The sequence below is a fragment of the Methylophilus rhizosphaerae genome (genome assembly GCF_900100975.1).
Lineage (GTDB): Bacteria > Pseudomonadota > Gammaproteobacteria > Burkholderiales > Methylophilaceae > Methylophilus > Methylophilus rhizosphaerae.
This window is the reverse complement of sequence record NZ_FNFX01000002.1, coordinates 35334-57625: the sequence shown is the minus strand read 5'-3', so window position 1 is coordinate 57625 and position 22292 is coordinate 35334. Positions and strand designations below refer to the sequence as shown.

The following is a 22292-nucleotide window of genomic DNA, read 5'->3' as shown; positions in this document are numbered from 1 at the left end:
ATAATTGAAATTATTCGACGATTGTCGCGTTGACGGCATCCAGTGCGTCTTGCAACACGTCTTCAGGCAACTGATTGATGGAGGTCGCCAACAGGTCAGCAGCTTCTACCGTGCGAATCGGCAGGTCTGTGGTGTTTAACTCTGCGATTAAACCGGCAGCCACGCCCGTAATCTTTAGCAGAATTTCGCGCTCTCTCATCAAAAGCTCAAGCTCCGCTCTAAGCATGTTTTCTTCGGCTGAATGCATATCCCTGTTCCTAATGTACTGACTTTTTTATGGTAATCAATTCTGCATCTTGCAGTTGAATGTCCGGCTTGTCAATGTAATGACATATAGTTTGTGGCTCGTACTTGAATACTGTTATAATGGCAAATTGCCAGCATTGAACTGGTGGCGATGCGAAAGTGGCGAAATTGGTAGACGCACTGGATTTAGGTTCCAGCGCCGCGAGGCGTGAGAGTTCGAGTCTCTCCTTTCGCACCAGATAATCAAATGCATTACAATCAATCGGGCTTCCTTTCCAGGAGGCCTTTGTTGTTTTAGGCGCTCTTAATATTTAAAGGGTGGTTCTGGTTATATAGTTAAGGATAAGTGATGAATATTGTACAAACCCCTCATGCGCCTGCAGCGATTGGCCCTTATGCCCAAGGCGTTATCGTCAGCAATATGTTATATACCTCAGGCCAGATTGCATTGCGCCCGGATGGCAGCCTGAATGATGGTGATGTGGTAGAGCAGACCAGGCAGGTGCTGGCTAACCTGCAAGCCATTATTGAAGCGGCGGGCGGCCGCATGCAGCAAGTGATCAAAACTACGGTGTTTTTGAAAAACCTTGATGACTTTACGGCCATGAACCAGGTATACGGTGAGGTATTTGGCACACATACCCCGGCGCGCTCGACAGTACAAGTCGCAAAACTGCCACGTGATGTGCTGGTTGAAATCGAGGCAATTGTCGCTTTGGGTTAAATTCAGGCGCCCGATACCAGGCGTACGCTTTGGCAGTTTGCAAGCCTGCATACAGGATGAGTTGGCCCAGCGCGTGTTGAAGTTTATTTCAATAAAGAGTTGTGTTATATTTTTACGCTCTTTTTTCATGATTTGATTGTTAAATGTCCACCATTGATATGATCAGGTCATGTAAACACTATAAATAAGACGTTTGAAGTTCGTCTACTCATATAACCCATCGTTTATCAACGATTTTTACAGGAAGTTCAGCATGGCAGCAGTATCTGTTGAAACAGTCAGCAACTTGGAACGTCGCATGACAATCAAAGTCCCTTTGGCACCGCTCGAAGGGCAAATCAGACAACGTTTACAGCAAATTTCACGTACCGCCAAATTTGCTGGTTTCCGTCCGGGTAAAGCGCCTGTGGGTCTGGTGAACCAGCATTATGGCGACCAGGTACGCGACGAAGTGTATTCGAAAGCCGTTGAAACCAGCTTTGGTGAAGCGGTTGAGCAAAACAAACTGCGCGTGGCGGGCTTTCCGAATATTGAGCACATTCCATTCAAAGATGCGGCTGAAGACTTCGAGTACATCGCTACTTTCGAGATTTTCCCGGAAGTGGCGATCGGTGATTTGAGCAAAACCAAAATCGAACGCCCAACCCTGGAAGTGTCTGAGGCAGATGTAGAAAAAACCCTGGATGTATTGGTCAAGCAGCGTGTGAGTTACGAGCCGGTGAAACGTATGTCTAAAAAGGCTGACCGTATCAATATTACATTGACTGCCTCTATTGATGGCCAGCCAGTGGAAAGTACAGGTGATCGCGGCATTGACCTGGTGATCGGTGAACCTGGTCGTGTTAAAGAGTTTGATGAGGCACTGGTAGGCGGTAAAGCCGGAACAGAAAAAACCTTTGATATCACTTACCCCGAAGATCATAATCCTGCCCAGCTGGCAGGTAAAACAGTGACTTATGCGGTGAAGTTTATTTCCGTGTCACAACCTGTTTATCCGGAAATTGACGCAGAGTTTGCTAAAAATCTTGGGGTGGAAGACGGTAATCTTGACACCATGAAAGCCGAAATCAAGCAAAGCCTGGAACAGGAAGTGGAAAAACGTATCAAAGCCAGAGTGAAGGAAGCGGTTTTCCAGGCGTTGGTCAGCGAAAGCAGTTTTGAATTGCCGAAAGCTATTGTCGCAGCGGAAACCAACCGCCTGATGCAAGTGGCTGCGCAAAACCTGCGTGAACGCGGTGTGGACCCGCAAACGGTGCCTATGGAACCATCTGTATTCGAAGCGCAAGCACAACGTAATGCAAAGCTGCGCCTGATTCTGACTGAACTGGTGAACAGTAATGATTTGCAAGCCAATGCTGATCAGGTGCGTGCCATGGTAGACACGTTTGCCCAGAGCTTTGAGAAGCCTGAAGAGCTGGTGAACTGGTATTATGCAGATGTCAAACGCCTGGATGAACCAGTTGCGCTGGCGACAGAGGAAAATGTTGTGAACTGGGTGCTAGGTAAAGCCAAAGTAAGCAACAAAAAAATTAAATTTGATGAATTGATGATGGCAGGTGCTTAAACCATGAATTATATGAACGCAAGCGAAGGCATGATGCAACAACGAATGGAGCCGCAAGGACTGGGGTATATCCCCATGGTCATTGAGCAAAGTGGCCGCGGCGAGCGTTCATATGACATCTATTCGCGCTTATTGAAAGAGCGCGTCATTTTCCTGGTTGGCCCGGTTAATGATATGACAGCCAACCTCGTCGTGGCGCAGCTTCTGTTCCTGGAAGCCGAGAATCCGGATAAGGATATCTCCTTGTACATCAACTCACCAGGTGGCTCGGTGACTGCAGGCATGTCGATTTACGATACCATGCAATTCATCAAGCCGGATGTCAGTACTTTATGTATTGGCCAGGCCGCCAGCATGGGCGCATTCCTGCTCACCGCAGGTGCCAAAGGCAAGCGTTTCTGCCTGCCTAACTCCCGTGTCATGATCCATCAGCCACTGGGTGGCTTCCAGGGCCAGGCTTCTGATATCGAGATTCACGCCAAGGAAATTCTGTACTTAAAAGACAAACTGAATGGCATTATGGCTCACCATACTGGTCAAGATATCGAAACCATTGCCAACGATACAGATCGTGATAATTTTATGAGCGCTGACGCTGCTAAAGCCTACGGCTTGGTAGACCAGGTCATTGCCGCACGGACTGCTGTCTAATCAGTGAATCACCAGCAGGGGGAAAAGCATGGCAAATAAATCTGATAGCGAAAAACTTTTATATTGCTCATTTTGCGGCAAAAGCCAGCATGAAGTGAAAAAACTGATTGCAGGCCCTTCCGTATTTATTTGCGATGAGTGTGTCGACTTGTGTAACGACATTATTCGTGAAGAAATCCAGAGCCTGAACGAAATCAAGTCCGCAGATAAAAAGCTGCCAACGCCGCAGGAAATCTGCTCTATTCTGGATCAGTACGTCATTGGCCAGATACAGGCGAAAAAAAACCTGTCAGTCGCGGTGTACAACCATTACAAACGGTTGGGTTACAATCCACTTTCCGAGGGTGGCCAGGCGGCGAAAGACGATGTTGAGGTTCAGAAAAGCAATATTCTGCTGATTGGACCAACCGGCTCCGGCAAAACCTTGCTGGCGCAAACATTGGCGCGCTTGCTTGATGTACCTTTTGTGATGGCGGATGCTACCACATTGACCGAGGCAGGGTATGTCGGTGAAGACGTGGAAAACATCATGCAGAAATTGCTGCAAAAGTGTGATTACGACGTGGAAAAGGCCCAGCGCGGCATTGTCTATATCGACGAAGTCGACAAGATTTCCCGAAAATCCGACAACCCTTCCATCACCCGTGATGTTTCCGGTGAGGGCGTGCAGCAGGCCTTGCTGAAACTGATTGAAGGGACGATTGCTTCCGTGCCACCACAAGGCGGGCGCAAACATCCTAACCAGGAGTTTGTGCAACTGGATACAACTAACATCCTGTTTATATGCGGTGGTGCGTTCGATGGCCTGGAAAAAGTCATTCGCCATCGCTCCGAAAAAGGCGGCATTGGTTTTGGCGCCCAGGTGAAAAGCAAGGAAGATGTACGCGCTGTCGGTGAAGTACTGCGTGAAGTCGAGCCTGAAGACCTGATCAAGTTTGGCCTGATTCCTGAGTTTATTGGCCGTTTGCCAGTCGTTGCCACACTGGAGTCTCTCGACGAGGCAGCCCTGATGACAATCCTGGTTGAGCCAAAAAATGCGTTGACCAAGCAATACATGAAACTGTTCAAGATGGAAGGCGTAGAGCTGGAATTTGAAGAATCTGCATTACGTTTGATTGCCAAAAAGGCACTTGAGCGTAAAACAGGTGCTCGTGGCTTGCGTTCCATTATGGAGCACTCATTGCTGGATCTCATGTATGAGTTGCCATCATTGAAAGACCTATCCAAAGTGATTGTCGATGCAGGTGTGATCGAACATACCTCCGAACCTATCCTGATTTATCAGGATGCACAAAAACGCGTTGAAAACGCCAGCTAATCCTGCTTGCAATAGCCGCACGGCTATTGCAAGATACCATCTATGCTAGTAGATGGTTTTTCTCTTGAATTTTCAAAGTAAGTTCCCATCTAAATGCAAAGGCATCTGCCTTTGACACTTTTTGAAAGAAGCTATGACTGAACACACTTTGTTTGAAGCCGAGACACCGGAAACCGCTTTAATTCCTTTGTTACCATTGCGTGACGTTGTGGTTTATCCTCATTTGGTCATTCCGCTGTTTGTCGGGCGCACCAAATCAGTAAAGGCACTGGAGCGCGCTTCAGAGGGCGATAAGAAGATTTTGCTGGTTGCCCAGAAGTCTGCCAATAAAGATGATCCTGCTGCCGAAGACCTGTATGAAATCGGGACTCTGGCGACCGTATTGCAAATGCTCAAGCTGCCGGATGGCACTGTAAAAGTGCTGGTGGAAGGCTTGCATCGTGTTCGTGTGACTGATTTCACCGAAACGGATGAGTGCTTCATGGCATTGGGTGAAGAAGTCGAGCAAATGGATCAGGACGACAAAGAGGCGGAAGCCCTGATGCGTACAGTCATGACGCAGTTTGACCAGTACGTCAAACTGAATAAGAAAATCCCGCCGGAAATCCTGACCTCCCTCGCGACCATTAATGAACCTGGCCGCCTGGCAGACACTATCTCTGCCCATCTGACACTCAAGCTGGAAGAAAAGCAAAAAGTGCTGGAGATGCTCAGCGTGATTGAACGCCTGGAGCATCTGCTTTACCTGATGGAGTCAGAAATCGATATTCTGCAGGTCGAAAAACGTATCCGTGGCCGCGTCAAACGCCAGATGGAGAAAAGCCAGCGTGAGTACTATCTGAACGAACAAGTAAAAGCCATTCAGAAAGAGCTCGGCGAGCAGGATGAAAATGCCGAGATGGACGAGTTGGAGCAACGCATTAAAAATGCGGCCATGCCAAAAGAGGCCTTGGCTAAAGTGACTGCGGAGTTCAAGAAACTCAAATTGATGTCACCGATGTCCGCTGAAGCCTCTGTGGTGCGTAATTACATCGATACCCTGCTTAACTTGCCCTGGAAGAAAAAAACCAAGATCAGCAAAGATCTGAAAGTGGCCGAAGCGGTGCTGGATGCAGATCATTATGGCCTGGATAAGGTGAAAGAGCGGATTGTCGAATACCTGGCTGTACAGCAGCGCGTAGGCAAGCTCAAAGCACCTATTTTGTGCCTGGTAGGACCTCCAGGAGTGGGTAAAACTTCGCTGGGGCAGAGTATTGCCAAAGCCGTCAACCGTAAATTTGTCCGCATGGCCCTGGGAGGTGTGCGGGATGAAGCAGAAATTCGCGGTCACCGCCGCACTTATATCGGCTCTATGCCAGGCAAAGTACTGCAAAGCATGACCAAAGCGGGTGTAAAAAATCCTCTGTTCCTGCTTGATGAAGTCGACAAGATGGGGCAGGACATGCGTGGTGATCCTTCCTCTGCATTGCTGGAAGTGCTTGACCCTGAGCAAAACCATACATTTGCCGATCACTATGTGGAAGTCGATTACGACCTGAGTGATGTCATGTTTGTGGCGACGGCTAACAGCATGAATATTCCAGAGCCATTGCTGGATCGTATGGAGATTATTCGCTTGTCCGGATATACCGAAGACGAAAAAATCAACATCGCCCAGCGTTACCTGTTACCCAAGCAGTTGAAGGCTCACGCATTGAAGTCGACGGAAATCTCTGTGGCAGAAAGTGTATTACGCGATATCGTGCGTTATTACACGCGGGAAGCCGGCGTACGCCGACTGGAACAGGAAATCGCTAAAATCTGCCGTAAAGCAGTGAAAGAGCAGCTGTTGGCCAAAGGCAAAAACAAGGTCATCAAGAAAATCAACGTGACCAGCAAGAATCTTGAACAATATCTGGGGGTTAAACGTTATGACTTCGGGGTTGCTGCCAAAGAAAACCAGGTAGGGCAGGTGACTGGCCTGGCCTGGACCTCTGTTGGCGGTGAGTTGCTGACCATTGAAGCGGTGACTTTGCTGGGTAAAGGGAAAACCATTACCACCGGTAAACTGGGCGATGTCATGCAGGAGTCTGTGGCAGCCGCGATGAGTGTGGTACGCAGCCGCGCCGAAGGCTTGGGCATCAGTCCTGACTTTTATGAGAAAAAAGACATTCATATTCACTTGCCAGAGGGTGCGACGCCTAAAGATGGCCCAAGTGCAGGGATTGCCTTAACGACGGCGCTTGTTTCAGTGCTGACAGGCATTCCGGCACGCGCCGATGTGGCCATGACGGGTGAAATCACTTTACGCGGGGAGGTGCTTCCTATCGGCGGGTTGAAAGAGAAGTTACTGGCAGCACACCGTGGCGGCATCAAAACGGTATTGATTCCATCTGCGAATGAGAAAGATCTGGTAGAAATTCCTGCGAATATCAAAAAAGATCTGGAAATCCACCCTGTAAAATGGATTGATCAAGTGCTGGATCTGGCCCTTGAAAGCGCACCTCAACCACTTTCCGTGAATGCGGAAGCAGTCGAAATTGTGGCTGCCGGCGGTGCAAATCCCGAGCAGGCTGTGACGCATTAGTAAAATTGATGCGAATTATTGTCAAAAGGCCGGATTAGCGCTTGACAGCTCGTTTTGCGGCTTGATATAAAGGCAATACAGGATGTACCTGTCTTTTTAACTAGATATTAGGGGAAACTCGTGAATAAATCAGAATTGATAGATCATATTGCAAATGCTGCCGGTATTTCTAAAGCGGCTGCCGCTCGTGCTCTGGATGCCACAACTGAAGCAATTTCTGGTGCGTTGAAAAAAGGTGATATGGTGACCTTGATTGGTTTTGGTACATTCTACGTAGGTGAACGCTCTGCTCGTTCCGGCCGTAACCCTCGTACCGGTGCAACGATTAATATCAAAGCTGCTAAATCTCCTAAATTTAGGGCTGGTAAAGGTCTGAAAGATGCTGTAAACTAGCGCTCTTTGGTTGAGCAGCCTTTAAGTTGCTCAACCAGCAGTAGCACCACCCAGTGGCTGTTACGGGTGCTTAGCTCAGTTGGTAGAGCGTCGCCCTTACAAGGCGAATGTCAGCGGTTCGACCCCGTTAGCACCCACCAAGAAGTTTAATAAATTAAGAGTGCGAAGTTGGCGCTCTTAATTTTTTGAGTGACTCTGTACTTAAGAAATTACTTTAATAAGTGTAACTAAGTGCAGAAACTATTTGAAAAAATAGTTGTTGATTTTATAAAAAACAATGTTATAATTTCAGCTTAACGATTACCGGGAGCGGTAGTTCAGTTGGTTAGAATACCGGCCTGTCACGCCGGGGGTCGCGGGTTCGAGTCCCGTCCGCTCCGCCAAATAAAAGCCCTGATTTTTCAGGGCTTTTTCTTTTTACGTATCCTTAATCCACCTTATGTAAATAGCAATCAAATCCCAAACGTTAGAATTGGATCCCTTACCTGGCATCCCTGGAATGATTTTTCCAGCGCTTTCGATACAACTATGCAAATCTGCTTCATCCATAGCCCGTGGCAACGCTTGTTGTTCGTAACTCACTATGACTTGTTACGGGCAGCTGTGGCATTTAGGTGACACGCGTGGAATGAACAACGGGTAGTGCTTGATTGGCACAATCAGCAACTACATGAGTTGTTTCTTAGTGTTCCTGGCGAGCAATGGCCATTCATTTGCGGATTTTCAATAATTTGCACAATATTGGTGCAATTTTAGAATTAATGAGAGAAAATGCACCACTTTAGGTCGTTTTGTTAGAGAGTAGATAAAGATGAAGTATCAATCGGTACATGATTTCCTTGCATTGGTGGCGGAACAAAATCCAAGGCAGCCAGAATACCTGCAGGCAGTGACTGAAGTTGTCGAAAGCCTGTGGCCATTTATCAGCCAGAATCCACGGTATGCTGAGCACGGCGTACTGGACCGCCTGGTAGAACCGGAGCGCGCCATTATTTTCCGTGTTTCCTGGGTGGACGATAAGGGCGAAGTGCAAGTGAACCGTGGTTATCGTATCCAGCATAACAGCGCTATTGGTCCTTACAAGGGCGGTTTGCGTTTTCATCCCTCGGTGAACCTGTCTATTTTGAAGTTCCTGGCGTTTGAACAGACATTTAAAAATGCGTTGACCACATTACCAATGGGCGGGGGTAAAGGCGGCTCTGATTTTGATCCCAAAGGCAAGAGCAATGGCGAGATCATGCGTTTCTGCCAGGCGTTTGTCAGTGAGCTATTCCGCCATGTGGGTTCGGATACGGATGTGCCGGCAGGAGATATTGGTGTGGGTGCAAGGGAAATCGGCTATATGGTGGGTATGCTTAAAAAACTCACCAATCGTGCCGACTGCGTATTTACTGGCAAAGGGTTGAGCTATGGCGGTTCGCTGATCCGTCCTGAGGCTACCGGTTACGGAACGGTTTACTTTGCCGAAGAGATGCTGCGCCACAGCGGACGTAACATTGCCGGATTGAGAGTGGCTGTGTCCGGATCAGGCAATGTTGCACAATATGCGATTGAAAAATGCATGGCCTTGGGGGCAAAAGTCATGACAGCTTCCGACTCCAGTGGCATCGTGATTGATGAAGAGGGATTTACGCCGGAAAAACTGGCTATCCTGATGGATATCAAGAATAAAAAATATGGCCGCATTCGCGACTATGCCGAACAAACCGGTGTACGATTCGTTGCTGGTGAAAAGCCATGGAATGTGCCCGTGGATATCGCACTGCCATGTGCGACCCAGAATGAACTGGATGGCAAGGATGCCACGACATTGATCGCCAACGGTGTTATCTGCGTGGCAGAAGGTGCCAATATGCCTTGTACTGCTGAAGCCATGAAATTGTTTGACCAGCACCGTACGCTGTACGCACCCGGCAAGGCGACTAATGCAGGTGGTGTAGCTACTTCTGGCCTGGAAATGAGCCAGAATGCTATCCGCATGTCGTGGTCACGCGAAGAAGTAGATGTGCACCTGTTCTCTATCATGAAGAGTATTCATGAGGCATGTACACGTTACGGTACCCGTGCCGATGGTACAGTCAATTATGTGGATGGCGCCAACATTGCGGGTTTTGTTAAGGTGGCAGACGCCATGCTGGCACAAGGGGTTGTTTAATCCTTATTGCGACAGGGAAACTGTTCCGATTTCTCTGTCGCCAGTCATTCAGTTGCAAGTAAAAATCCCTGTCATGTGGCAGGGATTTTTTATATGCATGCCTCTGTCAGTTATACCGTTCCCCGCAGGCGTGATTAGGAAATATAGCCGTCCAAGTGATACGCATTGCATGCGGATTACGATACAAATTGAGCCGGGTTGAGCAGCAGGAATCCGGCGATTCTGGCGGGTTTATGGTATAGTTTGCTGTTATAAAAAATCAGGTAATGGAAATTAAAAAATGTTGGAAGCACTCAGAAAACATACACAAGGATGGATGGCAAAAATCATTCTGGCACTGATTGTGGTGCCGTTTGCCTTGTTTGGTATTGACTCTTATCTTAACCAGGCGGGCGGGCAAGTCGCCGTTGCCAAAATTGATGGCCACAAAATCTCACTGCAGGAATATTCCAATGCGGTAGAAAATGCGCGTAACTACATGCAGTCTCAAGGCGAGAAAGTAGACACGGCGCTGCTGGAAAGCCCGGCATTCAAGCAATCCATACTGGATGGCATTATTACCCGTCGCCTGGTGGAAGGAGCGATCCAGGATTACCGTTTCAGAATCAGTGACGAGCAATTGAGCCAGCATATCGTGGACATGCCTGAATTCCAGAGTAATGGTAAGTTTTCTGAAGACACTTACAATCAGTTGTTATCCCAGAATAAGCTGACCCCTGCCAAGTTTGAGCAGGGGGTACGTAAGGATTTAACTGTACAGCAAGTACGTGATGGCTTGTCTAACCTGGTATTTATGCCCAAGAGCGTTGCTGAACAATCATTGATGTCTGAATTCGAGCAGCGTGAAGTAAGCGTAGCGGATGTCAAAGTGAACGACTTTTTAAGCCAAGTGACGGTGACACCTGAGCAGGTGCAAGCGTATTACAACCAGCATAAAACCAAATTTATCGCACCTGCCAAAGCCAAAATACAATTTGCTTTATTATCTGCTGCCGGCCTGGTAGGCCAGGTCAGCGTAAGTGACGAGGAAGTCAAGCAGGAGTACGAGGCGAATGCTGCAAAATATCAGGGGAATGAGCAACGCCAGGCCAGCCATATCCTGATCGGTTTCAACAGTAATGCCAGTGCCCAGGAAAAAGCAGCTGCCAAAGAAAAAGCAGAAGCTATCCTGAAGCAAGTCAAAGCCCATCCGCAAAGCTTTGAGAAGTTCGCCATTGAGAATTCGCAAGATACTGGCTCTGCCAGCAAAGGTGGTGACCTTGGCAGCTTCGGTCGCGGTGCGATGGTAAAACCCTTTGAAGACGCTGTATTTTCCATGAAGGTTGGCGATATCAGCGATCTGGTGGAATCCGAATTCGGTTACCACATTATCAAGTTGACCGGTATTACCGGCGAATCTTCAGACTTTGATTCAGCGAAACTCAAAATAAAGGCAGAGTTGCTGTTCCAGAAAGCCCAGGCCAAATATGCTGAAATGGCAGACGATTTTGGCAATACGGTATATGAACAGTCAGGCAGCCTGGAGCCGGTTGCCAAGAAGTTTAATGTGCAGTTGCAAACTTCCCCAGCGATGAGCAAAGATGAAATTGCCAAATTCTTCAAGAGTGACCGTCTGGCAACCCTGGTGTTTTCGGATGAGGTCTTGAAAGAAAAACGAAACACCGAAGCCGTAGAAGTATCACCAAATAACCTGGTTGCTGCGCGTGTAGTTGAATATACGCCAGAAGCACCGCGCAATTTTGACGAGGTCAAAGGCGGCATTGAGTCATTACTGAAACTGGAGGCTGCAGGCAAGCTGGCACAGCAAAAAGGCGAAGCGATGCTGGCCGACTTGAAAGCTGGCAAACAGGTGAATGCTGACTGGATTCCACCAGTGACGATTGACCGTAGAAATGCGCAGGGCTTAACGGATGGCGTGATGAGGAATGTCTTCAAGGTAAATACCCATACCTTGCCAGCGTATTATGGTTTTAATGAAGCGAACAAAGGTTATACCGTGATTAAAGTAATCAGTGTTAACCAGAAGCTGAAAGATACGCCAGAAGTGGCAGACAAGGCTTACAAGGCCTATGAAGCTGCACTTGGGGCTGAAATGTCACATGCCTATGTGGCTTCACTCAAGGCCAAGAAGAATATTCAGTTTAATGCGAAAGTGCTGTTATCCAAGGGTAACGAATAGAGCCCGTTGGCTGAAGTAAGAAAAGGAGGGCATTGCCCTCTTTTTTGCATTTTGCGCCTTAATAAACACTATCAAAGAAAATTAGCCAACCAAGCAGAGTGCAGTTCAACATAATGGTTATCCAAAAGACTATCTGAAAAGGGCGATTTTTTGATTTATGACGAAACAGCATTTACGCCATTACCGCTCCTGGCCAGCCACCGATAAGTGCCAATAGGTGTAGCATCTTTTCAGGGATGCGTCTTTGCTTGCGCGTGGCAGCTGATTTGTCCGACGCGTAAATAATGAAGGTGAGACTACCCGTTACCAGATATAGCCATAAAATTATCAGTGGTAATTTCCCAGTCAGTATTGAGATAGCCAGAGCAATAATAAACACAGCAGTAAACAGCAAGGAAAACATGGTTGGACTGATTCCAAGTGGGGGAAATAAACCGGCTGTCAACCGGCGGAAGCCGCAGGAGAGAGGCACTAGCCTGTGAAAATCATTTTGATATTTTTTCTCAATTCAGCATGATGGATATGCTTAAGCAAATAGCTGACAGCCCTGACCTGAACATAAGTGACAGAAACGGCTACCGTAAAAGCGATGAGATATTTAAGCAGGAAGTGCGTGTGCACCGCCTTAATCACAGGAATATGCCACAAGTAAATCCAGATGGAATTGGCTGCAATAAACATTACCAGAGGCTTGACTTTGGTGCTTGTAAGAAACCGGTTAAGGAAGTCGCTGCTCATCCATAGCAGGCTTGAAATCAATACGGCATACGAAAGATAATAGATCGAAGGCGGATATTTAAGTGCTTGTGTGGGAAGCCATCCGCCATGGCTGAGAAGTAGTATTAATCCGGCCAATACGAAAATGCCTGCGCTGGTTAAAGCCATGACATGTAATTGCTTTTCCTTTGCTTGTGCCATGCGCAAACCTATCGCAAATATCAGGCTATATGGAATGAGATAGAGTAGAGCGGATGCAATTAACTCTCCGCTGCCAGCCTGAATATAGGGTAATGCAAAATAACGCAATCCCTCATAGGCGATAAAAGAGACTGTAAGTACGCCATAGTATTTGCAGTTATCCGCTATGTTCTGATGCCAGTGAAAGAGTAACGGAGAAACAATGGCGACCAGTAAAAATACCCTGATAATCCAGACGTAACCTATCCCCTCGAGTAAGGTATAAGAGGTCAGTATGGTATGCGCATTCAGGTCTGTGTTTTCCGGATCTATGGCGAATAGCGCAAGGAAGTAAACCGTTAGAAAGAACCATACAGGCAACACCAGCCGTTTGAATCTTTTCCAGAAGTAAGTGAGGTATGACTCGCGCTTCTGGTAGCTCACGCGAAATGACATCGCCGAAACCACTATCATCAACGGGACATCAAAGTTCCTAAGTTGGAAGAGAAGGGCGGGTGGATCTACATGCGCAAGAATAATCATAGCCAGGCCGATAAACCTGAGGATATCTATCCTGTCGTCTCTCATGCAGTTCTCTTGTTAGGGCTACCCGTTGTAATAAAAAACGCCTGACTTTGAAGGTGCAGGCGTTTTTGCGTTGCTGGCTGTGTTGATTTAGTCGATTTGGCCAGCTGCGGTGATGTTCATGCCGCCATCGACATAAGTGATTTCACCGGTCACGCCTGAGGCCAGGTCGCTGGCTAGGAAGGCCGCCACGTTGCCGACTTCTTCAATCGTGACGTTGCGGCGCAGGGCCGCATGTTTTTCGTTGAAACCGATCATTTTGTCAAAATCGGCAATACCGGAGGCTGCCAGCGTCTTGATCGGGCCGGCAGAGACTGCATTGACACGGATGCCACGAGGTCCCAGGCTTTGTGCCAGGTAGCGTACGTTGGCTTCCAGGCTGGCTTTTGCCACGCCCATGACGTTGTAGTTAGGCATGGTGCGCTCTGCGCCCAGATAGCTGATGGTCAGCAGGCTGCCATTGCGGCCTTGCATCATGGGGTAAGCCGCTTTGGCCATGGCAGAAAAACTGTAGGAACTGATATCGTGCGCGATACGGAAGTATTCGCGGTCAATGTTGTCCAGGTAGTCGCCATCCAGTGCGACTTTAGGCACGAAAGCGATAGAGTGTACCAGGCCATCCAGGCCATCCCATACGTTGGCCAGTTCCACAAACAGGTTATCGATTTGCGCATCTTCGGCCACGTCACAGGGTAACACGATGGTTGAGTCAAAATCAGCCGCCAGGTCACGTACACGCTTTTCGTGTTTGTCGACTTGGTAAGTGAAAGCCAGTTCGGCACCTTCACGTTTCATTGCGGCTGCAATGCCATAAGCGATTGAACGGTTGCTGAGCAAACCGGCAATCAGAATTTTTTTTCCAGCAAGAAATGCCATGCTTGTTCCTGTTTGGTTGTTAGTTCATTTGATTGAATCAGCGTGCGTTGTTGGAACGCGGGTCGAACACGTCACGCAGACCTTCGCCAAGCAGATTATACCCTAACACGGTGATTAAGATGGCAAGTCCGGGGTAGAGCGAGAGCCACCAGGCGAACTGGATATACTCTTTGCCATCGGTAAGGATATTGCCCCAGGAAGCTTGTGGCGCCTGTACACCCAGACCGAGGAAGCTGAGGCCGGATTCCAGTAACACGGCACTGGCAATCCCCAGTACTACGCTGACAATGACAGGCGTCAGACTGTTGGGCAGGCAGTGTTTAAAAATCACGCGCCAGTCTTGTGCGCCCAGCGCAGTGGAAGCCATGACAAATTCACGCTGGGTGATGCTCAGGAATTCTGCGCGTACCAGGCGAGTGATGCCCATCCATGAAGTCAGTCCGATGACGATCATGACATTGGTAATGGAGGGGCTTAAAAATGCAATGACAGCCAGAATCAGGAAAAAGCTGGGAATGGACAGCATAATGTCTACCAGGCGCATAATGAAGGTATCTACCCAGCCACGATAATAGCCCGCCAGTGCTCCCAGAACCACACCAGTCAGGGTGGAAATGCCCACGGCCACCAGGCCGACCAGCAATGACACACGGCCACCATATAGCATGCGGCTCCATACATCGCGGCCCAAACCATCGGTGCCCATCCAGTGCTGGGTGGAAGGCGCCAGCAGGATTTGCTTGACATGGATGGCATCCGGGTCATACGGTGCCAGCCAGGGTGCGAGCAATGCCAGGGCCAGGATCACAATGATCAGGCACAAACCGGTCAAGGCCAATGGATTCTGCAGTATCTTTTTCATGGTCAATATCCAGTTAGCGGTCAGGCATCACGCCTTTACGTAAACGCGGATCTGCCCAGGCATAAGCGAGATCTGCCAGTAAGTTGCCGAGCAGCGTTAGTGCAGAGCCTATGGTCAAGATACCCATCACGACAGGGAAGTCACGCATCATGACTGCTTCGTAAAACAGCTTGCCCATGCCAGGAATGGCAAAAATGGTTTCTGCAATGACCGAGCCGCCAATCAGGCCGGGTAAGGATAAACCGACTATGGTAATCAGTGGTAGCAGGGCATTGCGCAAGGCATGCCGGTATGTGACGGCACGGTCACTCAAGCCTTTGGCTCGTGCAGTGGTGACGTAGTCCTGGCTCAATACATCCAGCATTCCATTTTTGATAAAAAGAGTGATGCCCGCCAGCCCGGTAATGGAAGGGATCACTACCGGTAGAAACAAATGCATGAATAAGTCCTGGCATTTTTGCCAGGCGTTCAGCTGCTCGTAATTCAGGCTATGCAACCCGGAAATGGGGAACCAGGGATGGATCACACCCAGCCAGTACATCAGTAATAGCGATAACCAGAAGCCAGGAATAGAGAAGCCGATAAAATTGAATAGCGTAATGGTGCGGTCCGGCCATTGGGCGTAGCGTTTAGCCGCCCATACACCTAAGGGTACTCCCAGTGTCAATGTGAGCACCAAACCTGCGATATTCATCATTAAAGTAATGGGCAAGGCTTCTTGTATCATGCCCGGCGTCACATTGCCATCTTTATCTTTTTCGGCCCAGAACACCGGTTTCTGGTGGCTGGCAAATGAATGGCCAAAGTCCAGGTGTACCATACGCTCTACCCATAAACCGTATTGCACAATGACCGGCTTATCCAAATGGTAAAGTTCGCGTAGTTTCTGCCTGGATTCTTCAGAGGATTTGGGATCAAAAGTGGCTTCAGTACTGGTGATATCGCCAGGCGCCAGGTGCATGATAAAGAATGAAATCAGGCTGATGCCGATCAGCATCGGGACCATCCAGAATAGCCGTTTGATCAGGTAACGTAACATGCTTATTCCGCCTGAATCTGTGTGCGCCTGAGCGGCATCGGCAGATACCATTTTTGCGAGTCGTAACCAACACCTGCAGGCGGTACCGGATCCATAATGCCTCTGACACGCTTGTGGATGGCGGTCAGGTTGTAGCCAGCTGACAAGTAAACAATCGGGCTATCTTCATATAATACTTCGGCAAACTGGTGATAAATGTGCATGCGCTTGTCCGGGTCAAATTCACGGCGGCCTCGTTCCAGTAACTGGTCCACTTTTGGATTATTGTAGCCAATAAAGTTGAACTGCCCAGGTTTTTGCTGGCTGGAATGCCAGATCCCGAACTGGTCCGGCTCGAGTCCTAGCTGCCAGCCAAGCACGACGGCATCAAAGTCACCGGTTTTAATAAAGCGTGTAATAAAGCTGGCCCATTCAATGGTGCGGATACGAATCTCAATACCGACTTCTTTCAGGCGTCTCTGGATAATCACGGCGGTCTTTTCGCGCTCTTTGTTGCCATGGTTAGTCAGTACTTCAAAAGAAAGTTTTTTGCCATCTTTTTCCAAAATGCCGTCGCCGTCACTATCCTTGTAGCCAGCTTCGGCAAGCAGGCTGCGCGCTTGCTGCGGGTCAAACGGATAGGGCTTTAATTCCGGATTGCTCCAGCGCGTGCCAGGCTTGTAAGGCGAGGCTATCTGTTCACCCAGACCCAGGTAGACACCATCTATGATTTCCTGCTTATCAATCGCCAGATTGATCGCTTTACGGATGCGGATGTCCTTGAATGGCTGGCGTTTCAGGTTAAAACCCAGGTAGGTATAACTGTTGCCTAATGATTCATATTGATTCAGCCATGCTTGCAACTCTGGCCTTGAGGGGATGATGCGTGCGTAGGTAATCGGGTCCATACTCAGGCTGTCAATATTGTCCGCCATCAGTTCCAGGAACTGTGCGCCAGGGTCGGGTATGATACGCTCAACTAAATGATCAATATTTGCTGGTCCTAATACCGATTTAGGATTTTTTTCCAGCTTGATATATTCCCCATGGCGCCATTCCTTTAACTGATAGTAATGACTACCCAAAGGTTTTTGCGCAAAACTAGTGGTGTGTAAATCCTGTCCGGCCAGTTTATGTTTAGGCAATATCTGCAGTCCAGCCCAGCTATCCAGTGAGGGTGAAAAAGCCTCATCATAATGCACCACAAAGGTAAGTTTGTCCGGTGTCTCGGCTTTGGTGACCAGTTGATAATCCGACGCATAAGGGCTGCGGGTTTTTTCATCAATGATGGCCTGCCAGGTAAAGAACACATCTTCGCTGGTCAATGGATGGCCATCCGCCCATACCAGGCCCGGTTTTAAATGAAAGGTCAGTGTTTTCTGATCCGGCGATACTTGCCAGGATTCCGCCAGTTCACCGGCTAAATCCAGATTCTGGTCATAAGTCAGCAGGCTGTTGAATAAATTAGCGGTGATAGCGCTGGATGCAGACTCGCCTGCAACCATAAAAATCAGGCTGCTGGGATCTGATGGCATGGCACCCATCAAGGTACCACCTGTTTGTGTAGGATAAGGTGCGTTAAGTAATGATGTTTTTTGCTCGGGGTTCTCCGAGCCACAAGCGCCAAGCAGGCTAGACAGGAAGAGAATCAGGAAATGACGCTGAACCATGGGCAGTTTCTTGTTCTTTGCAAAAAGGAGAATCTCACTGTCCTTCATCATATAGCGATTTTAACGTTTATGACTGGTTTTTTTTGTCGATGTCGAACTGCTTTTCTTGGTGGATGACGAAGGGTTACTATGACGCTTGCTGGCGGATGGCGATTTTTTAGGGCTGTTTTTTTTGCCAGAGGTGCCGGTAATGGTCTCTTCTTTTTCAAATTGCAGTATTTGCCCGACAGCCAGTTTCTGGGACTTGAGGTGATTCTGCTGCATGATTTGCTTGGAGCTCACTCCATAGCGCTTAGCCAGTTTAGACAAGGTGTCACCCTGCTTAACCTTGTGTGAGATAGAAGTGGATTTTCCCGAGGCGACCTTCTCAATAGCCGGTTCAATCGGCAATTGCGCCATGGCGACTGCATCAATCGGTTTGGTCAAGGTAGGGTGCGCGCCTGCGGGAACCAGCAGCGGCCTGCGCACAATCAAATTCTTATTGGGTTTGAGGTTATTGGTGGCGCTTAGCTCATAAAGGCTGATATTGAAGCGATTGGCGATATTACCTAAACGCTCGCCGCGCTTGGGCTGATAGCTGTGCCAGTTTGAAAGCGGACGGGTGTAGCCATTTAAATTATTAGTGAAATTGCTGGCTGCCCATGTTGGCAATAGCAGTTTTTGATAGCTTTTTTCGGTTACCAATACTGGCCGGGTGAAACTGGGGTTCAGGGCCGTGAACTCTTCCATGGAAATGCCGGCCAGTTCTGCAGCCAGTTTGGCGTCAATCTTATTAGGTGCTTCAACCGTGGTGAAATAGGGTTTGTTGGGAATGTCATTCAAGGTCAGCCCGTATTCTTCAGGGCGGAAAATAATATTCTTGATCGCCTGCAGTTTGGGCACGTAATTCCGTGTTTCGTCCGGTAGGGACAAATGCTGGTAGTCGGTAGGCAAGCCCAGTTGGCGGTTACGCTCAATCGCACGTGCCACTGTGCCTTCACCGGCATTATAGGCCGCTAGCGCCAGATCCCATGCGCCAAACATGGTATACAGTTTTTGCAGGTAGTTCAGCGCGGCCTGGGTCGCCGCAGTCACATCCTTGCGGGAGTCTTTCCAGTAGTTTTGCTTCAGGCCGAAGTCTTTGCCGGTCGATGGTACAAATTGCCAGATACCGGAAGCTTTGCTGGTAGACAATGCCTTGGGATTAAAGCCGCTTTCAATCATGGGCAACAACGCGATTTCAGTCGGCATTCCCCGTTTCTCCACCTCGACCACAATGTGGTAGAGGTATTTTTTACTGCGCTCCAGCATGCGTGCCACATAATCCGGGCGCGAGGCATACCATTGCTCATGCTTGTTGGTATAGTCAGAGTTGATGTCCGGCATGCTAAAGCCATCACGGACACGATCCCACAGGCTGTCTTCCTGCAGGGTCAGTGAACCTTCAAACTGGTAACTGGAGCTGTAGCCTTCGGTGGAAGGCTCGCCATAACTGTCGTCATAACTGCTGCTGTCATCCGGCAAGGTAGTGGGTTCTACTTCCTCAGCCATTACCCAGAGGGAAAAGGTTGAAAGTGTCATCCATAGCAGCAATTTGTTAAAACGCATGGCGGTGTTTCTACATCCTGAGACTATTGCACACGGCCCGCAGCTACCCGGCTGTGTTGCATGTGCATTCATTGAAAACCTGGCTGGCCCGTGAGTTATACCAAGCAACATGGCATGGCTTAACAGGAGCAGGCGCTTAAGGAAGGACATCATTCTACGTTAATTTCGCAGTGAGACAACCCTTTTTCCGCCGCCGCATGCCTTGATGCATGCCTGGCTGGCCTAGAATACATTTCGTTGTGCCCGCACTTCAGTAAAAATATCCAGGGGTGGCCAATCATGAAAACCTGGCTGCGTGGCGAGTGCGTCGCAGCGCAAAAAAGGGTTGGTGGCTTTTTCCAGCGCAAGGGTGGTAGGCAAGGTCGGTTGTTGCTGTTGCCGAAGTATTGCTGTGTCTTGTGCCCGCTGTTGCAAATCCTTATTGTCCGGTTCTATGGTCAGGGCAAACGCGATATTGTGTGCGGTATACTCATGTGCCGGGTAAATCAGCGTGCCTGCGGGCAATGCCGCAATTTCCTGCAGCGATGTGTACATTTGTAACGGCGAGCCTTCAAATAAGCGGCCGCAACCGGCACCGAACAGGACATCTCCACTGAATAAATGCTGGTCATTTATGTAAAACGCAATATGGTCCAGGGTATGCCCCGGTAACGTCATTACTTTGCATGAGAGCGAGGGTAGTCCGGCAAAGTGAATAATGTCGTCATCTTTGACGCGAGTAGCGTTTAATGCCCGGTATGCCGGATGAGCACTTGCCGGTGCGTATATCGGGCAATTCCAGTGCTGTTGTAAAGCAGCAGCACCGCCAGTATGGTCGGCATGATGATGCGTCAGTAATATACCGTCCAGCTGGTAACCATTGGCATGGAGTGCTTTTTCAACCACTTCAGCATCTCCCGGGTCCACAATCAGGGCATGTTGACCTGCGTGGATTAACCACAAATAGTTATCGCTGAAAGCGGGCAGAGGGGTGATTTGCATGCTTGCGGAAGTTTCGTGCATCCTTCATCATTGAAAAAATGCGTACTGTTGTCAAGGCCATGCGTGGTAAACGATGGCTGACCCTGTTGGTTTTTTGATATCTCGCCGGAGTTTGAAGTTGCAATCCAGTCAAGCAAGCACTTTTGATACTACTGCGTTAGGGCACTACATCGCGCAGTGTGAAATCGCGGTATATGAACAGGCGGTGGCCAATGTGTTCGGCTTCCATGCATTGCAGTTGGGCTGGCCAGGATACGACTTGCTCGCGCAATGCCGCATTCCTTACAAGCACTATCTGAATACGACACTCACCACCCATACGTCCATGCTCTGCGAGAGCGAGTTCTTGCCTTTGGCTGAAACTTCGGTGGACCTGGTTTGCCTGCCGCATATACTGGAGCAATGTAGTGATCCGCAACAGGCATTACGCGAGGCTTTCCGGGTACTGGTGCCAGAAGGCACATTGATCCTGACCGGTATCAGCCCGCTGAGCTGCCTGGGGTTACGGGCCAGTATGGGCTGGTTCAAACAGGCCGGGCAATTTCAACGCCTGTTTACTGCACACCGGATGCGGGACTGGCTAAATGTATTAGGATTTGAAGTGGTACAAAGCCATTATCTCATGCATGCTTTTCCCCTTAATGATATCGGCTGGCTGGAGCGCCAGTCGTGGCTGGAAAAATGGGGTGCTCGTACCTATGGCATGACAGGGGGCGTCTATTTCCTGATGGCCAAAAAAAGAGTGCTGAATGTCCGCTTGCTTAAACCAGACTGGAAAAAAGCGCCATTAAACCCGGCATTACAAGTACAAAAAGGTCGGCCGCGAGTTCAAAATCGCGTGCAAAAACAGTTAGAATGCGCGGATGTCGATAGAACGCTGGATTGAAATGTACGCGGATGGAGCCTGTAAGGGTAACCCGGGTGTAGGTGGCTGGGGCGTCTGGCTTCAAGCCGGGCCGCACGAAAAATCATTATGCGGGGGGGAGCCACTGACTACCAATAACCGCATGGAACTGATGGCGGTGATCCAAGGGTTGCAGGCGTTAAAAAAACCTTCCCATATTAAAATTTACACCGATTCCAGCTATGTGCAAAAAGGCATGACAGAATGGCTAGCTGGCTGGAAGCAAAAACAATGGCGTACCGCTGATAAAAAACCGGTCAAGAATGCTGATTTATGGCAGATTCTGGACAAGTTGGTGATGCCGCACGTGATTGAGTGGATCTGGGTAAGAGGGCACGCCGGTAATGCCGGTAACGAAAAAGCAGATGCGCTCGCCAATCAGGGCGTGCTGACAGTCACGCAACAATTCCCCATAAAGTAATCAACACATGAGACAAATATTCCTGGATACTGAAACCACCGGTTTATACCCTGACCAGGGCCACCGGATTATCGAAATCGCTGCGGTGGAAATTTTTAACCGCCGGCCTACGCAGCGCCATTTCCATATATACGTCAATCCTGAGCGTGAAATTGATGCTGGTGCACAAGAAGTGCATGGCATCTCGCTGGAGTTTTTGCAGGATAAGCCGCTATTTGCACAGGTGGCGTCAGAGTTTATCGAGTTTGTACGTGGAGCCGAACTGATTATCCATAACGCACCATTTGATATGGGCTTCCTGAATATGGAGTTGTCCAGGTTGAATATGGACAAGCTGGAAACCTGTATCAGCGGTATTGTGGATACGCTTAAAATGGCCAAGGAAATGCGTCCCGGGCAGCGTAATAACCTGGATGCCTTATGCCGCCACTTCGGCATCGATAACTCTAAGCGGACCCTGCATGGCGCCTTGCTGGATGCCGAGTTGCTGGCAGAAGTCTATATTGCGATGACACGTGGCCAGGAAAGCCTGCTGATGGAATTATCCACCGTGACTGAGCAAGTATCCGCAACGACTGTTGCCGTAGATATGAATGCGCTGGCGCTGGTGGCTGCTACCCCGGCAGAGTTGGCCGAGCATGTGCAATATATTGAAGGGCTAGCAAAATCTGGCGCTACACCCTGGTAGCTTGTAC

20 protein-coding genes and 3 tRNA genes are annotated in these 22292 nt (G+C 49.0%); 14 read left to right on the top strand and 9 right to left on the bottom strand.

What is annotated here, in order from left to right; translation table 11 throughout:
• Positions 1–10: 10 nt before the first annotated feature.
• Positions 11–247 carry a hypothetical protein gene (locus BLP53_RS04090; RefSeq protein WP_176755213.1) on the bottom strand — a complete coding sequence of 79 codons (237 nt, stop codon included), beginning with the start codon at positions 245–247 and terminating at the stop codon, positions 11–13.
• 152 nt (positions 248–399) lie between these two features.
• Here BLP53_RS04090 and BLP53_RS04085 point away from each other — a divergent pair.
• From BLP53_RS04085 to BLP53_RS04035, 11 genes are all read left to right on the top strand, one after another.
• Positions 400–484, top strand: a tRNA-Leu gene (locus tag BLP53_RS04085).
• A gap of 111 nt (positions 485–595) precedes the next feature.
• Complete coding sequence (locus BLP53_RS04080) at positions 596–970, top strand: RidA family protein (RefSeq protein WP_091470570.1); 375 nt, start codon at positions 596–598, stop codon at positions 968–970.
• Between the two features lie 253 nt (positions 971–1223).
• The gene (gene tig / locus BLP53_RS04075; RefSeq protein ID WP_091470567.1) at positions 1224–2534 is read left to right on the top strand and encodes a trigger factor; all 1311 of its coding nucleotides are present in this window, start codon (positions 1224–1226) and stop codon (positions 2532–2534) included.
• A 3-nt stretch (positions 2535–2537) separates the two neighbouring features.
• Complete coding sequence (gene clpP, locus BLP53_RS04070) at positions 2538–3185, top strand: ATP-dependent Clp endopeptidase proteolytic subunit ClpP (protein ID WP_091470564.1); 648 nt, start codon at positions 2538–2540, stop codon at positions 3183–3185.
• A 28-nt stretch (positions 3186–3213) separates the two neighbouring features.
• Positions 3214–4503 carry an ATP-dependent Clp protease ATP-binding subunit ClpX gene (gene clpX / locus BLP53_RS04065; protein WP_091470561.1) on the top strand — a complete coding sequence of 430 codons (1290 nt, stop codon included), beginning with the start codon at positions 3214–3216 and terminating at the stop codon, positions 4501–4503.
• A gap of 133 nt (positions 4504–4636) precedes the next feature.
• Positions 4637–7069, top strand: coding sequence for an endopeptidase La (lon, locus tag BLP53_RS04060; RefSeq protein WP_091470558.1), 2433 nt, complete (start codon positions 4637–4639; stop codon positions 7067–7069).
• Between the two features lie 120 nt (positions 7070–7189).
• The gene (locus BLP53_RS04055; RefSeq protein ID WP_091470555.1) at positions 7190–7462 is read left to right on the top strand and encodes an HU family DNA-binding protein; all 273 of its coding nucleotides are present in this window, start codon (positions 7190–7192) and stop codon (positions 7460–7462) included.
• 64 nt (positions 7463–7526) lie between these two features.
• Positions 7527–7602: transfer RNA gene (locus BLP53_RS04050), tRNA-Val, on the top strand.
• 166 nt (positions 7603–7768) lie between these two features.
• A tRNA-Asp gene (locus BLP53_RS04045) sits at positions 7769–7845 on the top strand.
• 428 nt (positions 7846–8273) lie between these two features.
• Positions 8274–9617, top strand: coding sequence for an NADP-specific glutamate dehydrogenase (gene gdhA / locus BLP53_RS04040; protein WP_091470553.1), 1344 nt, complete (start codon positions 8274–8276; stop codon positions 9615–9617).
• A gap of 280 nt (positions 9618–9897) precedes the next feature.
• Complete coding sequence (locus BLP53_RS04035) at positions 9898–11796, top strand: SurA N-terminal domain-containing protein (RefSeq protein ID WP_091470551.1); 1899 nt, start codon at positions 9898–9900, stop codon at positions 11794–11796.
• A 172-nt stretch (positions 11797–11968) separates the two neighbouring features.
• Here BLP53_RS04035 and BLP53_RS13915 read toward each other — a convergent pair whose 3' ends face one another.
• The 8 genes from BLP53_RS13915 to gloB all read right to left on the bottom strand — a co-directional run bounded on the left by BLP53_RS13915 (position 11969) and on the right by gloB (position 20272).
• Positions 11969–12199, bottom strand: a complete 231-nt coding sequence (locus tag BLP53_RS13915; protein WP_091470549.1) for a DUF1294 domain-containing protein — start codon at positions 12197–12199, stop codon at positions 11969–11971.
• A gap of 68 nt (positions 12200–12267) precedes the next feature.
• A complete protein-coding gene (locus BLP53_RS04025; RefSeq protein WP_091470546.1) occupies positions 12268–13281 on the bottom strand; it encodes an acyltransferase family protein in 1014 nt (337 codons plus the stop codon).
• Between the two features lie 87 nt (positions 13282–13368).
• Positions 13369–14154 carry an enoyl-ACP reductase FabI gene (locus BLP53_RS04020; protein WP_091470544.1) on the bottom strand — a complete coding sequence of 262 codons (786 nt, stop codon included), beginning with the start codon at positions 14152–14154 and terminating at the stop codon, positions 13369–13371.
• A 37-nt stretch (positions 14155–14191) separates the two neighbouring features.
• Positions 14192–15016 (bottom strand): ABC transporter permease, encoded by an 825-nt coding sequence (locus tag BLP53_RS04015; protein ID WP_091470541.1) that lies wholly within the window; start codon positions 15014–15016, stop codon positions 14192–14194.
• Positions 15017–15029: 13 nt separating this feature from the next.
• Positions 15030–16055 (bottom strand): ABC transporter permease, encoded by a 1026-nt coding sequence (locus BLP53_RS04010; protein ID WP_091470538.1) that lies wholly within the window; start codon positions 16053–16055, stop codon positions 15030–15032.
• A 2-nt stretch (positions 16056–16057) separates the two neighbouring features.
• Positions 16058–17704: a peptide-binding protein gene (locus BLP53_RS04005; RefSeq protein ID WP_091470536.1), complete on the bottom strand. Its 1647-nt coding sequence runs from the start codon at positions 17702–17704 to the stop codon at positions 16058–16060.
• A 60-nt stretch (positions 17705–17764) separates the two neighbouring features.
• Positions 17765–19291, bottom strand: a complete 1527-nt coding sequence (locus BLP53_RS04000) for a transglycosylase SLT domain-containing protein (protein ID WP_091470533.1) — start codon at positions 19289–19291, stop codon at positions 17765–17767.
• 222 nt (positions 19292–19513) lie between these two features.
• Entirely contained in the window at positions 19514–20272 is a 759-nt protein-coding gene (gene gloB / locus BLP53_RS03995) for a hydroxyacylglutathione hydrolase (protein WP_342670198.1), read from the bottom strand.
• A 118-nt stretch (positions 20273–20390) separates the two neighbouring features.
• On the opposite strand from gloB, the gene BLP53_RS03990 reads away from it, so the two are divergent.
• Genes BLP53_RS03990 through dnaQ form a run of 3 tightly spaced genes read left to right on the top strand, consistent with a single transcriptional unit; the run spans position 20391 to position 22285 of the window.
• The gene (locus BLP53_RS03990; RefSeq protein ID WP_091471374.1) at positions 20391–21158 is read left to right on the top strand and encodes a class I SAM-dependent methyltransferase; all 768 of its coding nucleotides are present in this window, start codon (positions 20391–20393) and stop codon (positions 21156–21158) included.
• A gap of 1 nt (position 21159) precedes the next feature.
• Complete coding sequence (gene rnhA, locus BLP53_RS03985) at positions 21160–21597, top strand: ribonuclease HI (RefSeq protein ID WP_091470528.1); 438 nt, start codon at positions 21160–21162, stop codon at positions 21595–21597.
• Between the two features lie 7 nt (positions 21598–21604).
• Positions 21605–22285, top strand: a complete 681-nt coding sequence (gene dnaQ, locus BLP53_RS03980; RefSeq protein WP_091470526.1) for a DNA polymerase III subunit epsilon — start codon at positions 21605–21607, stop codon at positions 22283–22285.
• The last annotated feature ends 7 nt before the right edge of the window (positions 22286–22292 follow it).

What these genes read in the sequence shown, in the direction of transcription:
- BLP53_RS04010 (WP_091470538.1), bottom strand. Translation starts at nt 16,055, where the DNA reads ATGTTACGTTACCTGATCAAACGGCTATTCTGGATGGTCCCGATGCTG.
- gloB (WP_342670198.1), bottom strand. Translation starts at nt 20,272, where the DNA reads ATGCAAATCACCCCTCTGCCCGCTTTCAGCGATAACTATTTGTGGTTA.
- clpX (WP_091470561.1), top strand. Translation starts at nt 3,214, where the DNA reads ATGGCAAATAAATCTGATAGCGAAAAACTTTTATATTGCTCATTTTGC.
- rnhA (WP_091470528.1), top strand. Translation starts at nt 21,160, where the DNA reads ATGTACGCGGATGGAGCCTGTAAGGGTAACCCGGGTGTAGGTGGCTGG.
- tig (WP_091470567.1), top strand. Translation starts at nt 1,224, where the DNA reads ATGGCAGCAGTATCTGTTGAAACAGTCAGCAACTTGGAACGTCGCATG.
- BLP53_RS04015 (WP_091470541.1), bottom strand. Translation starts at nt 15,016, where the DNA reads ATGAAAAAGATACTGCAGAATCCATTGGCCTTGACCGGTTTGTGCCTG.
- BLP53_RS04090 (WP_176755213.1), bottom strand. Translation starts at nt 247, where the DNA reads ATGCATTCAGCCGAAGAAAACATGCTTAGAGCGGAGCTTGAGCTTTTG.
- BLP53_RS04005 (WP_091470536.1), bottom strand. Translation starts at nt 17,704, where the DNA reads ATGGTTCAGCGTCATTTCCTGATTCTCTTCCTGTCTAGCCTGCTTGGC.
- BLP53_RS04035 (WP_091470551.1), top strand. Translation starts at nt 9,898, where the DNA reads ATGTTGGAAGCACTCAGAAAACATACACAAGGATGGATGGCAAAAATC.
- BLP53_RS04020 (WP_091470544.1), bottom strand. Translation starts at nt 14,154, where the DNA reads ATGGCATTTCTTGCTGGAAAAAAAATTCTGATTGCCGGTTTGCTCAGC.
- BLP53_RS04025 (WP_091470546.1), bottom strand. Translation starts at nt 13,281, where the DNA reads ATGAGAGACGACAGGATAGATATCCTCAGGTTTATCGGCCTGGCTATG.
- lon (WP_091470558.1), top strand. Translation starts at nt 4,637, where the DNA reads ATGACTGAACACACTTTGTTTGAAGCCGAGACACCGGAAACCGCTTTA.
- clpP (WP_091470564.1), top strand. Translation starts at nt 2,538, where the DNA reads ATGAATTATATGAACGCAAGCGAAGGCATGATGCAACAACGAATGGAG.
- gdhA (WP_091470553.1), top strand. Translation starts at nt 8,274, where the DNA reads ATGAAGTATCAATCGGTACATGATTTCCTTGCATTGGTGGCGGAACAA.
- BLP53_RS04080 (WP_091470570.1), top strand. Translation starts at nt 596, where the DNA reads ATGAATATTGTACAAACCCCTCATGCGCCTGCAGCGATTGGCCCTTAT.
- dnaQ (WP_091470526.1), top strand. Translation starts at nt 21,605, where the DNA reads ATGAGACAAATATTCCTGGATACTGAAACCACCGGTTTATACCCTGAC.
- BLP53_RS04000 (WP_091470533.1), bottom strand. Translation starts at nt 19,291, where the DNA reads ATGCGTTTTAACAAATTGCTGCTATGGATGACACTTTCAACCTTTTCC.
- BLP53_RS13915 (WP_091470549.1), bottom strand. Translation starts at nt 12,199, where the DNA reads ATGTTTTCCTTGCTGTTTACTGCTGTGTTTATTATTGCTCTGGCTATC.